This window comes from Paenarthrobacter sp. NyZ202, assembly GCF_049860755.1.
Taxonomy (GTDB): Bacteria; Actinomycetota; Actinomycetes; order Actinomycetales; family Micrococcaceae; genus Arthrobacter.
The window spans coordinates 1968069-1982343 of record NZ_CP187556.1 but is presented as its reverse complement, the minus strand read 5'-3'; the positions used below and the strand labels follow the sequence as shown (position 1 = coordinate 1982343).

Genomic DNA, 14275 nt, shown 5'->3' with positions numbered 1-14275 from the left:
GCTCCTTCGCCATCAGTATTCCGCGAGCGCCATACCGAAACAATCAATTGGATCTTGAATCTATTGCATAGACCGCTCGAGGCGTATCCTGATTGCTGTAGACCCGTCTACAGCAATCAGTCTTCAACTTTTGAGCCGTGGTTTGCATGTCGACATCCATCTTGATGAACCGAACACGCACTCAGATACTTCGCTTCTTGATTAGGAGTGGACCGACCACCCCTACCGTCTTGGCCTCAGAGCTCCGGACATCCAGGGCCACAATTCGGCGTCATCTCCTCATACTCGAGTCAGCCGGCCTCGTTCAAGATTTCGACGGCGAGCGCTTCTCCGCCCGAGCCTCGCTCGTTGAGAGCCAACTCAACGATCTGGCAGTCCAGTACTCAGTACAGTCGCCTCCTAAGACTGCTTCACCTCTCGATCATGGCTAGTGCCGGCTAAGGGTAGGCCTGCAAACCAGTCCTCGACCGAACGCTCCCATTTGCCCTGGTCAAAATTCCACTCCAGGGAATGGCCCTCGGATCCGAACTCCACCAATCGGACTAGATCCGGCCGTAGGGCGGCAGCCCTCTCGGACCCTACGAATGGCGTGGTGTCGTCATTCTTTCCATGGAGGACAAGGATGGGTTGGTTCAGTTCTGCTGACCGCGCTAGCCAATCCATGGCACTGAGATCTATAGGCTCGGCAAGTCCGGTGACCCATCCGAGGGCCTTCGATTGAAGGGCGATGAGGCCTAGCCGGACGAGTGGACGGGGAAACCCGGCCGCCTTCGCGTTCGCTCGCAGTGTCATCCGCCAGTCGAACACGGGCGCGTCGAGAACCATCCCGACTATCCGAGGAGCATGCGCTGACAAGGCTGCCGCTCGTAAGGCGATGGCTGCGCCTAGCGACCACCCAAAGATCAGAATGCGTGCAGCGCCTTCGGTTACGGCGTAGTTGATGGCGGCCTCGACGTCGCGCCATTCGGTTTCGCCGAGTCGGTAACGCCCATCGGACGACGGCGGGCCGTCGCCGTCGTTTCGGAACGAGACAACCAGCGACGTCAGTCCCAGACGATGAACGACGGGTATCCCACGCAGCGTCCCTGCTCTCCTGCCGCCCATCCCGTGGATGTGGATCGCCCAGGTTCTAGCCGCGTCATCAGCTTCAGGTGGGTCGAACCTCCAGGCTGGGGCTAGGCCGCCCTCAACTGCAATCTCAACGTTTCGATAAGGCAGGCCAAGTTGATGCGGCTCGGAGTACACATATCCGCTCCAGATACCAGCGGTGGCACGTCCAAGTTGTCCTGAGTCCACGCGCTCCACCACGCGAGTGACTGATCCTCTGTCAGGGATGGTTTCAACCACTGGACCCAGACACGCATGGCCAGTCCCCTGACCGAACCAAAAGCTGTACCGGCCTGGAGCCATGGTGCTTGCCGTAGCCGGAAGTTCGATCAAGAGGTGGCCGTCAGCACTGGAGTAAACGGATCGAACGCACAGATCCTCTCGGCGGCTGAATCTCGGCACAACAACCTGGCGCGCAAAGTAAGCTGCACTACCGAAGCCGGCAAGCACAGCAAGCGACGCCGTTATTAGTCTTGCGCCCACAGCATTTCGTCTAGAGACCAGGGACACCGTTCATTCCTTTCGGGTTCCTCGGTCGTCTATGACCTTGCGGAGCTTGTCCAAGGTTTCCGGAGAGATCCCGTGCAGTTGCCTGGCAGCGAAATTACGCACCCGGGACTCTCGAAGACTGCGGAGAAGCTCCAACTGCGCATCCACTAACTTCGGTATCTCCCCTGCATCGTCGAGAAGGTAGTCGCGGTCCACTCCGAAAAACTCAGCCAGATTTCGCAGCAACGCCGGATCAGTGGCCAGTGAGCTATCTCCACTGCGCATATAGGCCCATCGGGATCGCGACAAAGGGGTCCCTCGATCACTCATGTGCCGGCCGATTTCCGGGTAGGTCAATGAGTCAGCGCCACCGGCCTCATAGAGATCGAGAAGCAGGTGGAGTTTCCGGGCCAGCCTGGCCTGCGGAGTCTCCGAGATTCCGGCACCATCGTCATCCATCATGCCCCCTGTTTCCCCTAACCTTCCGCACCGTAGTTCGAGGCTCAACTGGTCCGGCAAGATAGTTCTCAGCAGCACTTAGGACTCTGAGCTCGCCTATATCCAAGGAACTCGCCAATTCTGGCTCCACGAGAAGAGCATCCTGCACCTCAACGAGCATCCGATGAAGCCGCCGTGCCTGGTCCTGCTGACTCTGAGATTCGATGCTTAGTTGCAAGCGAACGTCTTGCCGGTTGCCGGCTGTCTTGTCCCAGACAAGCCGCAGGCCACGAACCAGTTCGTCCTCAGTCACGGACTCCCGGCGGCGAAGGACACGCCGAGCGACAGGCGGGATTGCCAGACCAACACAAAGAAAGAACATGGCTGCAACCACTGAGGCATCGTAGGCAGGCGATATCGCACGCATAGCTTCCATGCGGCCTTGTACGTGCAGTATGTCCATGGCCAGTACGAGTAACACGAGCAGAAGTGCTAAAGCACAGCCCATTCCGATGAACGTGAAGGCCACGCGGTAGTAGGGCCGAGACATGTCAGAACGGAACCGAAAACAGGTCACACCAGTAACACTGACCACGTAACCGATGTAGACGAACTGAATGGCTGAGTACAGAGCGGCCGGGACTTGGCCACCGTAATCCAGCATGAAGCGGGTCGAGCTGCTCTGGATTGCAATGAGGCTGAAAGTGACTGCGAGTCCCACTGTCACGACGCCCAGAAGGACAGCGCCAAACGTGTCCCGCCTTGCTCCCGCCTCATCTGGGGTTGCCGCTCGGATAATCGCCCTCGAGAGAAAGTAGATGCCGACAACCATCGAGACGTTGGCCAGGAGGTCGACGTAGTTCCTCCCACCGAGCGCTGCATCAACGCTCGAATAGACCTGATCGATGTTGAGCGTCATAGCCACAGAAATGGTGATGGCCGCAGTCAGGACACTGTGGTCCCGCCGGTGGCGTGTTCCTGGCAGTAGACAAACCACTAGCAGCCACATGAGGACCGCGGCAGCAATTTGGATCATCCGAATACCTTCTCGAATGACCTCGGCTCCCTCGCGCTGTTCCTGATCGCTCCGGCGAAGAGGTCTGCTAGTGATTCGGCAGCCGCCTCAAGTTCATCACTGAAGCTCGTCCGCGCCAGGACGCGGCGGACGAGACCAGCGGGAAGGTTGGGGAAGAGAACGCCGACGTAGTCCACGGGAATGACCAGTTCGTCGTGTCGCAGAACCATGTGCCCGAGCTCGTGCAGCACGAGCTGCTGACGGTGTAATCCCGAGGGGCTGACTGCGTGCAGGATGACCTCGACTTCGTCCGTCGAAAGCCATAGGCCGCACACAGACCCGCCATTAAGGAAGCCTGCGGCTTCAATTTCTATGGGCCGACGCCGGACACCCTCTACTACGCTCACCAAACGCGCCAAGTCGAGGTGCGCCGGGAGCACCATAGATCGAAATACGCTCATAGCACGCTCGCTTGGTGTCTGTCCAAACCCGCACTGCTTGGAGTTCATAGCCGTCTCCGTGATGTGACTTTCCTCGGCTGGAGGGCGCACCAATTACGATCGACCCTCAAACACCATTGAACGCTTGCCCTCTGGACATGTCCAGAGCAAGCCGTTCAATTCGACTCCATGTCCTGATGCCACCTATGTGGCAACTTCAAGGGTTGCCGGGATCAACCGGGAAACGCGCCTAGCGTACGGCTCGAATTGGGTCGTTGAGGCCTCGCTGTCACGAGGCCAGGGTCGTGCGCAGAAATTTGGATGATCGCGAGAGGGACAATCCGTCGGCGCACGGGCTTTTCCAACGGTACTGTCTCTCATCCTGAGCTTTTGCGCTGCTCCTCATCAGCAAGCAAAAGGTCAAAACTGCCCAAACCGTACTCCGGGACGGTTACGGTGGCGACCACTCGACGTTCGTCCAGCTTCCCATCAACTCGGAGGTCAAGGCCTGGCACCCCGTTGATCTTCAAAGGCGCGCTGCCACCCCATTCAATCAGTTGCCTTAGTCTCGCTGGGGAGATACGGAGAGTCGGATCGCCTGTCATCTAAATGATTAGATCGTTAATTCCTTCGGTCAAGCCGACGAGAAAAGCTTTTTCTCGTTTAGCTTTGCTACCAACGTCAAGAGATGTGACCAGCACGGCTACGGACGTACAGACTAGAACGATTACGCCTATGTTCCTTAGCGGTTCAATAATTATCATTGAAAGCAGACATGCGATAAAAGTCACGAAGCCTGAGCCGACGAATAGGTTAGTGGCACCCTTATTCGGATGGCCTGACCACTGATGCGGGCCAAACCGCATCAGCACGCGTTCTGTGGACTTAGGAGCCATGGCTACTCGCCCTTCACTTCAAGCAAGGCCTCAGCCAGCAAGACCGCTTCTGTGGCAGCTTTCAGGTCTTCCCGCAGGCCTCTATCAGGTGTTGGTGCCGAGACCCCTTCCGCGGTGCCCGCAAGTCCCAGCACAGCTCGACTGAGGTTTTCACGCTCTTCCGCGATCCTCCTCTAAGTCAAGAGTTTTTGCTTGTTCAGCTCGAGAGTATGAAGCGATCGGTTAATCTCGTTCAATCGAGCTTGCACCGCCGCCAACCTTCGGCCAACCAAGTCTGTTCGGGGGCCAAACAGCGATACCGTGTTGCCGGCAATCATTTTAAGGTCTTCGAGCGCCGCTCTCCCCTGAAATTGGCCAGTTGCAACATTCTGTTCCACTCGTGCCATACGCATGGCCCATTGATCCCGTCCAAATTGGTTTTGCTGATGCATTGCTGACACAACATCCCGCACAGCCTCAAGTCGGCCCCGCCTTGCCTTAAGGCTCTCCGCTGCGCTGTCGAGACGCTTCAAGAATTCGGCGTAGTTGTCCATGGGCGTCCTGGTTCTCTTGGATTCCGGCAAGATCAGCTCGAGCAGTCTACGGGTTCTGGTGATGCAGCAATTATGACAGGCCGAGAAGTCCCGCGTTTTGTTGGGGCCAGGAGCATCACGGCAACGGACCAGGGCGACTATGTAGGAAAGCCCGCTTTGAGGGTCGAGTAACTCAGGATTCGCTACGAGGCCGCTTATTCAAGGAATACCAACCGCAACGGTGAGTGCCTAGCGGATCAGTCATGTCCTTTGTCGCTTGTACAACCATGAACAGTTAGATGGTTTGACCTGCGAACGGATCGACATGGAATTGGAATTCTTCGAACCTGCGGAAGCCGCAGCTTTGATGCGCTGCAGTGAAGGGTGGCTGCGGGACGGCGCCGCAGCAGGACGCTTCCCACACGCGTGCTGGGGCAAAGGCAAGATCGTATTCACGTCCGAGCATATCGCGGAAATAGCAAGGCTCAGTGAGATCCTGCCGAGCTCGCTCCCCTCACCCGCGACGCAGGCCGCCAGCACAAGCAGCGCCAGGCTAATCGGCACACGTGCACGCAGCCGTCTCGCATCCTGAGTAGGTAGAACAGGCGTCAGCGAATGAACGTTGCGACTTCGCGTTCGGTCGCATCGGCCCCAACCTGCAACGCCTCCGGCATGAGGTGCCCGTAGACGCCCTCTATGGTCCGAACCGGACCGGGCGCACGATCCAAAACCTGGTCCGCCAACTACGGCCACGTCGATCAGTCACCATCTCGATCAACGGCACCGAGCCGACATTCCCACCCGCCGTCCCTGCCGACTAACGGGCAGCCCTCAACGCAATCCGGAACCCGCGGGCCAAGCAATAAATAGAATGACCAAAGTCAGGACAAGCAGACAGCATGGTTCCCGGGACGGTTCAAAATTTCCGCCAGGGCAACTCAGATTCCAATAGCAGCGAGTTCACCCATGACTGAGCCCACGTCAGAAGCAGTCAGCGAGTCGATGAAAAAGATTCTCTTGCCCAGATTATTCAACGAGGCACCAACGACGACACCTTCCGACCGGTTCGCAATCCAAAAACGGTCATGGAAGTCTTCGGTCCGGATAAGGGAAAGCGTCATCCCCGGCCTGAGCAAGCCCAGTTCTTGCCTCACGGCCTCCACAACCTGCGCGCCGGTCTGCTTGTTGACGACGCAGGTGACGACCGCCTGGGGCGTCAAGAGGGGTGCGATGAGTTGGGCGACGTACATTGCATAGGCTTTAATCCCAAGACTGGGCGTGTGAGGAAAGAGATACGGGTCAACGATGATGAGGTCGCTTGTAGGACCGATTCGGTTCAGCCTCTCTGCAACGAACTCCTGTGCAGTTTTCGGTGGCGCTTTGGGTGAAATGTCTTCTTGAACTTGCATTATCCGGAGAAACGCGCTTGGCCCTTCGGCACGTAGTTTCTCTTGGACTTCCTCCAATGAGTAGCCCTTGTCAATCATCGGCATTCTGTAGCCCAGCTCCTCCGCAAGACTATTGATGCGCATGAGATCTGGATACCTTGGATTTGGTCGAATCCCGAAGAGAGTGTCTGAAAAGTCTAGGACTGTGTCGTCCACTGAGTCATCGGCCATTCTAAAACGATAACAGGTGTCCCGCAGAGCTTAGGCCAATGAATTTCCCCGTCAATACACGCTCCACCCCCGTCGAGCCCCATACATCCCGCCACGCCAACGATGCGTGGAGTCCGGGATTTTTGCCGTGTTTTACGGCAGAAACGGCACAAATACCTTATTCTCCTTTCCGCTGTGCAGACCCTTCTGGGGTGAACACCGGCTACTCCACGACGTGCAGTGCCCGGCAGTCCTGCGACGATTTTGTTGGTCTCGACCGACACCGTGACAATTCTCTTGATGTGGTCGATGATGTAGCGGGGGTCGCCAACTTCGCGGCAATAGTCGTTCGGGTCCTTGGTGATCCGCGAGTCCTTATGCGTCGTCACCTGGTACCGGTCCAAGATCCACTCAATGGCGGACTTCCCATTGACCTGATAGTCCAACACCTGGGCCGGAATGCACTCTAGGCTCAGGTTCGAATTGACTATGATCCGGGAATGATCCTTCCGGGCGCCCCAGGAAAGGCCGAGGGCATAACCGATACGCGATCTGCCGGCTTGGAGTACCTCGATTCTTCTATGCGCTTGGCAGAAACTATGAAAAGACGACAAAAACAGATCACAGCTATGTGTCATCTACCTACTAACTCGTCGCCTTACAGGAGGCTTTGATCTAGCTGCGGAGAAAGCTGGTGTTGTTTGCTCAAACGCAAGCGCTACAAGCGGGGGAAGGACTCTTCAAGGCATGACTCGTACTCATCATTTCTGGATTCAACGAAGAAGAGACGGCCGACAACCTGCTAGAATCCAAGATCCTCAGGGTGGCTTCATCAACACACTCCCCGCAGCCAGCAGCACCTCAGTCGTATTCGGTGTCGCTATCCTCACCCTCGAAATGCTGGACTCTGATGCCGGACTGGATGCCCTCATGGTCGAATGCGCCGTTGAGGCGCTCGTATATGTCGGGGCGAACTATTAGGTCCGCACCGTGAACCGCCGGTGTCAGCGGGCTGTAACTGCCGTCGTGAACTAGGAATCCACGCCAGTTTCGTCCAACGATGGCCGGACCTTTCCCGTCAACAAGGCAATGCCGCATAGTCGGGGACTCTGGACGAAGGCCCAGGAACGCTACGAGTTCAAGTCGAGGCACGAGAACAAAAGGGTGCAGTCCAGCGCCACGACCGCGGTGAGGTGCGCTTCGCTGATGTCGGTAGTCTGCCATGGTGGTCAGCGGTCCTTCGAAATCGTCTAAGATCTCCGCCGCTTCGGCTTGGTGAATGCCCGGAAGGAGGTGTTCGTACGGAAACATCCAGATATTCGGAGGATTCGTCCCAAGCGGCATTGAATCGATCCTTAAGGGTTCGGCGCTGACCTCGAGACCCGTTGAGATAAGTAGTTGGCGGATTGGCTGCTTGGGGTAGCTTCTCCCCAAGGTGGCTTGTCGTTCGAACATGCCAAGTTGCACCCACCCGCCAAAAGGTCTCTCCACCACACGCACAGGCCCTGCATCTTGTCCGGCGAAGGTGCGGGTCCTCTCGAGTTCGACTGCGACCGGCGGTGGCCATTCGGCCTCGTTATCCTGCCATGGAATGGGCGTTAGGGAACGTGCCAAAAAGTGATGGCGGGTTGATGGACGGGGAACGCGCGACGATTCTTCGAGAAGCGCCCACTTGGCTGAAGGGGCAAGCGAGAATGCGTAGCTAGCCTCCATTGTCCGTGCATAGGCTGTCAGGAAGCCTGCCCGTGCACGTGCTGCTCGGATTCCGGCTGCCGCCAGTTGGATGGCGTTCTCTATTTCCTCTTCATCATTGAAGTAGGCATCGGGGATGCGTTGTGACGATGGCGAGCAGAGTTGGTCGATCTGTTCTCCGGAGCGTTGTTTGATGTTGTCGACCCGGTCGACGACTTGCTGGATCACAGCTTCACGCACGCCTGGTGGTTCGTTGGAATCCGCGAGACGGTCGTCCAGGTAGAAACGGACAAGTCGCTCGACCTGCCCTCGAGACATGTTCCGGGTCACTCTGCTTCTTCCCCGTACTCATGGACGAGGCTGTGGAACGCGCTGACGACAGACATTGACGGTGTAGTGGCTGGCGGTTCCGGAACGGGGCGTCCGTGGGTGTCGAGAATCTGACCTGCTAGCGCTCGGACGGACAGATGGTGGCTCGTCGCGAGTCGGGTGATTTCCGTGGCCAGGTCGTCTCCGAGGTCACCCGCTGGTACGTTCCCCCGCACAGTTTCGAGTAGCCAGCTGCTACGACCTGCGTCCAGGTCTTTGCGGAGTATGTATGAGAGCGCGCTTTGGGCGGCCTTCGGCCGGAGCGTGAGGAGGAACTCGGTCGCTACCAGAGCGAGTCGTATCTGTTCCCTTGCGGCTTGGCAGATGGTCGAGATCGCCAATGTTGCGATAGCAACATTGAGGTCGTCGGCCGAGTCCGGGATTGCTGTCGGGTGGTAGACGTGCGTGCCTGTTTGGGCGGTACCTGGGAGGCGGTGACTGATAATGTCGAAGGCGGCATCCCAGCAATCAGCGGCGGTGCCACCGGAACTGCGTGTGGGCTGCGCGGCGAATGCTGCGATGAGGCCTTGACTACTTCCATATGAGCTGAAGGACTCTGCGGCGACACGATCGGTAACCGCTGCGGCGAGTGCGCGCTCCGCGGTGCCCGGGGCAAGCTTATGGGCCTGCACCCATAGTGCTCGGCGTTCCCGACCCGCAAACTGTCGCCAGCCTCCGCCACCGCGAATGCGTTGATACGCGGTGATAAGACAGTAGCTGGCGACTTTAGCGACAGCGGGATTTCCGTCAGCATAGACGGCAAGACCCTGTCCTAGGCTGGCGAAGATGTCGTTTCGAGAGAAGGTGGAGATTTCGCGGGCGACGTCGTCGATGAGTGCAATCCCGGCGTGGCTTCCCTCGGAGAGTGTCGTTTCGAGAATGCGGAAACCAATAGCGATGATGGCGGAGTTGATGTCCCAGGTGGCGGGCTCATCTTGGTAGCGCTCTTTGTCGATTGCGTGGGCGATGCTGATGGCGCCTGCGCGTCCCTGGGGCGCCTCGGGACGTTGGGCTGCAACGAGGCGCTTGAGGAGGGCGTGGGCGTCTGGCCCCTTTTCCGTCCGGAGGAACGAGCTTTGGTTTTCTTGGTCTGGGCGCGCTACCCGGGGGGCAAATTCGGGGCCCCCTAGATTCGTCACAACTTGGACGAGTGCTTGGTCCACAACTTCTTTGGACTGGTCGCTCGAGTATTGCATCGGCTGGTTGTCGTACGATGCGGCGATGTTGTTGGCGAGGACGCTGAGCATCGTGTCGACCGGTTGGCTAGCCCCACGTTCGGGCGCAAGGCGGCTGAGAATTTCCAGGTCGACCATTGGTGATCGCCAGGCAATGCTTGTGGTGAGCCGCAATGCGGCGAGAGTGGCGGGGTCTGCTGTCGCGCGGTGGTTCTGCAGCAATTGGGTTTGCGCTGCTTCTGCTCGGGCGTCTTCGAATCCGATGGTGTCTAGATACAGGTCGGCGGCGTCGCGGGCCGCAGCGATCGGATCGACAGATGCGGCAATCTCCCACCATTGAGTGACGTAATGCGATGTATCGCGGCCGTCGGTGTGCTGCCGTACGAGATAGACCAGGTCGACCAGTTTGGCCAGTCGGACTCGTGCTTCCGTAGGATCTTCGATGTCTTCTATGCTTGCGACGATCTCGGAGAGCGTCGGGTCTTTATGTCCGCCGTAGCTTGCGAGCAAGTCAGCTGCCCGGTTCCAGCATTCGCGGGCCTCGTCGCTAGCGCCTGCAGCTATGCAGATGCGGGCGGTCTCAAGTTCAAATGCAGCCTGTTGGGTGTATCCCGTGTGGTCATCGTTGCGACGTTTACGGATGACGGCAAGGAGGGCGTGGATGGCGCCGATGCCGACGTGGTGGGAGATCCGTCCGAGGACTGAGAGCAGATCGTTGGTGGTCAGCGGGCCGTTCTCGCCGAGACCGAGATTGGTGGTCGTAGTGGTGCCATCGCCTATGGCGATTAGGTGGTCGAGGACGGTGTCAAGATCTTTTTCCAGCACGACGGTGAGGGAATTCTCGATCACCTGGTGGATGAGGGGATGGATGAAGTACAGGTCGCATGCTCGCGGCTTGCCGGTGAAGGGCTTGGCCGCAGCGACGAGGTCAGCGAGCGCGACGACCACTGCGGTCGACGCGGCTTCGGGTGTTGAGGCGCCGCTGCGGACATCGTCTGCGATTCCTATAGTTGTGACTGTGTAGCGGAGCCATGCCCGGTAAAACCCGACTCCGGACAACTTTGCGCCGGCCTTTAGCACCAGGGTGGGGTCGATGGCCCGCGCGAGTGTGAGGAGAGCGTTCCACCTTCTGACGGCCGGTTCGTCGGCAGTCCTCGCTTTAAGAATGACATCCGTGGCGCCAATTAGTTCAGCCTCAAGATCCGCGATTCCAAGTCCCACAAGTACATCCTGTGGCGCGACACCGTGGAAGAGGTATCCGATAATGTCCAGTGTCGGGTCCAGTTCCCACCCTTGGCGCGCTAGATCGTGAGGGTTGGGGAGCCCGATGGTTCCATTTGCGGCGAGGTCGGCGAGGGCCAAGTAGGTCTCGGCGGCCTTGGCCGGGTCGTTCATTGCTGCTGCGACCTGGGGCATGTAGTCCGCCGGCAGTGCGGCCGTGAACGTCTCTACAAGATCGGCCAAGGATGCGTCGTGCTCGCCCTCTAGGTGCTCGGCGATTTTTGGAATGAGAGATGGGTCGACGTCTTGTCGTTGGGTGCGGAGTCGAAGGGCTCCGCGTTGGGCGGCCAGATGTAATGTTCCGTCTCTGTCGGAGGAGTAGCTGGTCCGATCGGCCTTGCGTTGGATTTCCCACCCTTCGATGTACGCCTTCCAAGGTGCAGCAGCGCCGGCCCGGTCAACCGCGTCGCTGATACGAAGGCCCCATCGCGGGGGAAACGTTGTGCGCCCATTGTAAATAAGGCGTTCTGCGACAGTCTCGGCACCGAGGATATCCACGATGACATCGGCATAATCGGTAAGCGTCTCCGTGAGAGCGTCGTTCTCGTACGTGTCGATAGCCTTTCGGACTTCTACGCATTTGACGAGGGTTGGCCAGTCCAGACGCGATTGAGCCTCGCGTGAGATGACGCAGAGGGCTCGTTGCAGCGCTTCCGGGGAGTGGAACTGCCGCATTGCATCTGCCACGAAGCTTGGACCGACCAAGGCCTTGAGCTGGTCGTACTCGCCTAGGTTGGCGAGTAGGTCGGGGAGGTGACGGAAGGCTCGGGAGTCGGTGAGGAATCCGCGGCCTTCGAGCCACTTCGCGATGCTCTGGCGAATGGAGGTTGAGGCCTCGTGGTCAATGGTGCGGAGGATGTGCCGCGAGAAGCTCTCATGGTGGAGGCGGAGTCCGCCTAGGCCAGGCTGCGTGTTCAGGACCGGAGCAAGCGTCTGGAGTGCCGGGAGAACGAAGGCCTTTATGGGTGAGCCGAGAAGCTCTGCCAGTTCGTCGGGCGTGAGCGAGAAGTCGCACAGCGCGAGCGCGTCTGTGGCGAATCGTTGATCAAGGGTCATCGCGTCGCGCAGGTAGTCGTAGTACTCCTCGACCGTTTTAGCCGTGTCGGGGACCCGTTCAAGACGATAGATGAGTTCGTTGACAGTGAGTGGCACCGGGGTATCGTCGAGGGGTGATGCGCCAAGTGCGAGGCGACACAGGTAGGTCGCGTAGAGCGCGTTCCCGTTGGAACGTTCGTGGACCAAAGTGACGATGGTGTCCTCGTCAGACGAACCGACGCGTCCGACGCCGTCAGGTGATTCAAGCAGGCCGTGCTTGGCGGTAAGCGCCTTGATCTCGTCTCGGGACATCGGCGGCATTTGGAAGGGTTCGGATGCGGGAGCCACTGGCTTGAGGTGGGGTCCGGGCTGGCTTGCGACGAGTAGACAGACGCCGGCGGGAAGCTTGAGGGCTGCAAGCTCCTCAACCAGGAGACGTGACGGGTCTTTCTGCTGGTTGGTGCTGCGTCCGACGACTCGGTCGACGTGGTCGACGCCGTCGACGACCAAGAGGACTGGTTTGTCAGGGTGAGTTTCGCGGCAGTTCTCGAGTGCCGATTCGAGCGCTTCGGTGCTCGTCGCGAATTTGGGGCGGAGGTCCTTGATTGCTTCAGGGACTGCTCGTCCGAGCTGGTCGAGGAGGCTGCCGATGACGACTTCGGTGAGGACTCGCTCTTGCATATGGTCGTCGCTTGAGCCGAGCCAGCAGTGGTGGCGCGCGACTGTCCAGGCGTTGTCCCGGTATCGAACTGTAAGCTCTTCGCACAGCCATGATTTCCCGACGCCTGGCTCGCCTACGACGACGACTCGTCCCCCACCCGTCACAGTGCTATCGATGTGTTTGCTGACCTCTGCCGCTGCTCCGAGGCGAGCAACGGCGACTTCAGGTTCGATGGGGTGTCCTGCGGCGACGGCTCCGAAGTCAACTCGCAGCCCGAGTCGAGGTTCGATGAGGTCGCGTCGCACGACTCCGGTATCTACTACGCGAGCAGACGTTGCAGCTTGAACGAGTGCATGTGCCGCGAACTCCGGGGTGACGTCAGTGTTGGGGGTACGTCCTGCTCCAAGATCTTCCCGGACGCGTCGGAGTAGGGAACGTTCGGCAGGTCCAGGGTCGGCGAAGCTGATAGTTGACGCCGGTGCGCCCGCGTCAACGATGAGACTGTTGCAAGCCCTACGGAGGTCGTTGTCGCTGAGGTGCTTGACCAGGTCGGCCCAGGGCTCGTTCGCGCGCAGGGCGACGGGGTCGAACCGGTACTTCGCAGTTGTGACGCCCGGGAGCGGGTCGGCTGGTCGCACGGACGGGTCAACGGGCACTAAGACGACGGCGAGGGAGTCGTCGGGTTCTTGGTCTCGGACGACGATTCGGTAAGTGGTCGCTGGGGACGTGGCAAGGTCCTTGAGGAGGGAGTCGAGGACCTTGTTAAGCTTCAGGTTTCGGCCGTCCTGGGAGAACGTTTCTTTCGAGAGCCGGCGATCGGAGGTCGTATGTTTGATTTGCAGACGGAGGCGAGTCGTGTCGGCGTAGGTAACGTTGACATCATCGAACCGATCCGTATCGAATCCCTTCGTGTCAACCGTGATGGTTTCCGCAGTACCTAAGAGGAGGTCGACCAGTGCGACAGCAGTGATTAGGTCCTGGTAGAAGTAGCCGTGATGCGTGGGCCCGAGACTCATCGTGTCCTATCTGCCTTTTCGCCCCCGCCCGGTGGTTGACTCGCGGCGCTTCCTGTTGCGGGTGATGGTAGCACGCCCCTGTTACCAACCTGAAAATGGGTCATCCACTGTCTAAGGGATACATCGAGTCTTGCACGAACACGGAAAAGGAAACCTACCTGCGTCCCTTTTCGGCCGTTTAGTTGGATTGTTAGAGCTGGATCCGACGGTCATGACCTTCCGACGATGCCCGGACATATAGAGGCGGGGCTGAAAAACCAGGAGCGGACAGGGACGGACTTGGAATTCTTCAGACCAGCAGAGGCCGGGGCTCTCATGCGCTGCAGTGAAGGATGGTTGCGTGACGGAGCCGCGGCCGGACGTTTCCCCCATGCTTGTTGGGGCTAAGGCAAGTTCGTCTTTGCGTCGGAGCACATGGCAGAGATAGCCAGGCTCAGTGAAATCCTTCCGGCGTCACACCAAACTTTAGTAGCGCAGGGCGTCAATCCAACCGGCACCAGACTCATCGGCACACAAGCACGGAACCGTCTGGTCTCCTAAGAGACTAGAAG

At 58.8% G+C, this 14275-nt stretch carries 10 protein-coding genes; 1 reads left to right on the top strand and 9 read right to left on the bottom strand.

Annotation, left to right across the window (positions count from 1 at the left end):
* Positions 1 to 146 precede the first annotated feature (146 nt).
* Complete coding sequence (locus ACPFL9_RS09155; protein ID WP_426007200.1) at positions 147 to 431, top strand: ArsR/SmtB family transcription factor; 285 nt, start codon at positions 147 to 149, stop codon at positions 429 to 431.
* Here the strand turns inward: ACPFL9_RS09155 and ACPFL9_RS09150 are convergent.
* From ACPFL9_RS09150 to ACPFL9_RS09110, 9 genes are all read right to left on the bottom strand, one after another.
* Entirely contained in the window at positions 400 to 1308 is a 909-nt protein-coding gene (locus ACPFL9_RS09150; protein WP_426007198.1) for an alpha/beta hydrolase family protein, read from the bottom strand. The genes ACPFL9_RS09155 and ACPFL9_RS09150 overlap by 32 nt on opposite strands.
* 312 nt (positions 1309 to 1620) lie before the next feature.
* Positions 1621 to 2058 carry a hypothetical protein gene (locus ACPFL9_RS09145; RefSeq protein WP_426007197.1) on the bottom strand — a complete coding sequence of 146 codons (438 nt, stop codon included), beginning with the start codon at positions 2056 to 2058 and terminating at the stop codon, positions 1621 to 1623.
* Positions 2048 to 2953, bottom strand: coding sequence for a hypothetical protein (locus ACPFL9_RS09140; protein ID WP_426007196.1), 906 nt, complete (start codon positions 2951 to 2953; stop codon positions 2048 to 2050). The genes ACPFL9_RS09145 and ACPFL9_RS09140 overlap by 11 nt, the downstream gene beginning before the upstream one ends.
* Positions 2954 to 3066: 113 nt before the next feature.
* Positions 3067 to 3456 carry a hypothetical protein gene (locus ACPFL9_RS09135; RefSeq protein WP_426007195.1) on the bottom strand — a complete coding sequence of 130 codons (390 nt, stop codon included), beginning with the start codon at positions 3454 to 3456 and terminating at the stop codon, positions 3067 to 3069.
* A 1102-nt stretch (positions 3457 to 4558) separates the two neighbouring features.
* Positions 4559 to 4918: a hypothetical protein gene (locus ACPFL9_RS09130; RefSeq protein ID WP_426007194.1), complete on the bottom strand. Its 360-nt coding sequence runs from the start codon at positions 4916 to 4918 to the stop codon at positions 4559 to 4561.
* A gap of 917 nt (positions 4919 to 5835) precedes the next feature.
* Positions 5836 to 6516: a hypothetical protein gene (locus ACPFL9_RS09125; RefSeq protein WP_426007193.1), complete on the bottom strand. Its 681-nt coding sequence runs from the start codon at positions 6514 to 6516 to the stop codon at positions 5836 to 5838.
* Complete coding sequence (locus ACPFL9_RS09120; protein WP_426007191.1) at positions 6483 to 7133, bottom strand: type ISP restriction/modification enzyme; 651 nt, start codon at positions 7131 to 7133, stop codon at positions 6483 to 6485. Before ACPFL9_RS09120 ends, ACPFL9_RS09125 begins: the two co-directional genes overlap by 34 nt.
* A 223-nt stretch (positions 7134 to 7356) precedes the next feature.
* Positions 7357 to 8505: a hypothetical protein gene (locus ACPFL9_RS09115; protein ID WP_426007190.1), complete on the bottom strand. Its 1149-nt coding sequence runs from the start codon at positions 8503 to 8505 to the stop codon at positions 7357 to 7359.
* 8 nt (positions 8506 to 8513) lie between these two features.
* Positions 8514 to 13724 (bottom strand): AAA family ATPase, encoded by a 5211-nt coding sequence (locus ACPFL9_RS09110; RefSeq protein WP_426007189.1) that lies wholly within the window; start codon positions 13722 to 13724, stop codon positions 8514 to 8516.
* Positions 13725 to 14275: the final 551 nt, after the last annotated feature.

Excerpts from the sequence above, each read along its gene's own strand:
- ACPFL9_RS09155 (WP_426007200.1), top strand. The coding sequence starts at position 147 with ATGTCGACATCCATCTTGATGAACCGAACACGCACTCAGATACTTCGC.
- ACPFL9_RS09145 (WP_426007197.1), bottom strand. The coding sequence starts at position 2,058 with ATGATGGATGACGATGGTGCCGGAATCTCGGAGACTCCGCAGGCCAGG.
- ACPFL9_RS09140 (WP_426007196.1), bottom strand. The coding sequence starts at position 2,953 with ATGACGCTCAACATCGATCAGGTCTATTCGAGCGTTGATGCAGCGCTC.
- ACPFL9_RS09130 (WP_426007194.1), bottom strand. The coding sequence starts at position 4,918 with ATGGACAACTACGCCGAATTCTTGAAGCGTCTCGACAGCGCAGCGGAG.
- ACPFL9_RS09125 (WP_426007193.1), bottom strand. The coding sequence starts at position 6,516 with ATGGCCGATGACTCAGTGGACGACACAGTCCTAGACTTTTCAGACACT.
- ACPFL9_RS09120 (WP_426007191.1), bottom strand. The coding sequence starts at position 7,133 with ATGACACATAGCTGTGATCTGTTTTTGTCGTCTTTTCATAGTTTCTGC.
- ACPFL9_RS09115 (WP_426007190.1), bottom strand. The coding sequence starts at position 8,505 with ATGTCTCGAGGGCAGGTCGAGCGACTTGTCCGTTTCTACCTGGACGAC.
- ACPFL9_RS09110 (WP_426007189.1), bottom strand. The coding sequence starts at position 13,724 with ATGAGTCTCGGGCCCACGCATCACGGCTACTTCTACCAGGACCTAATC.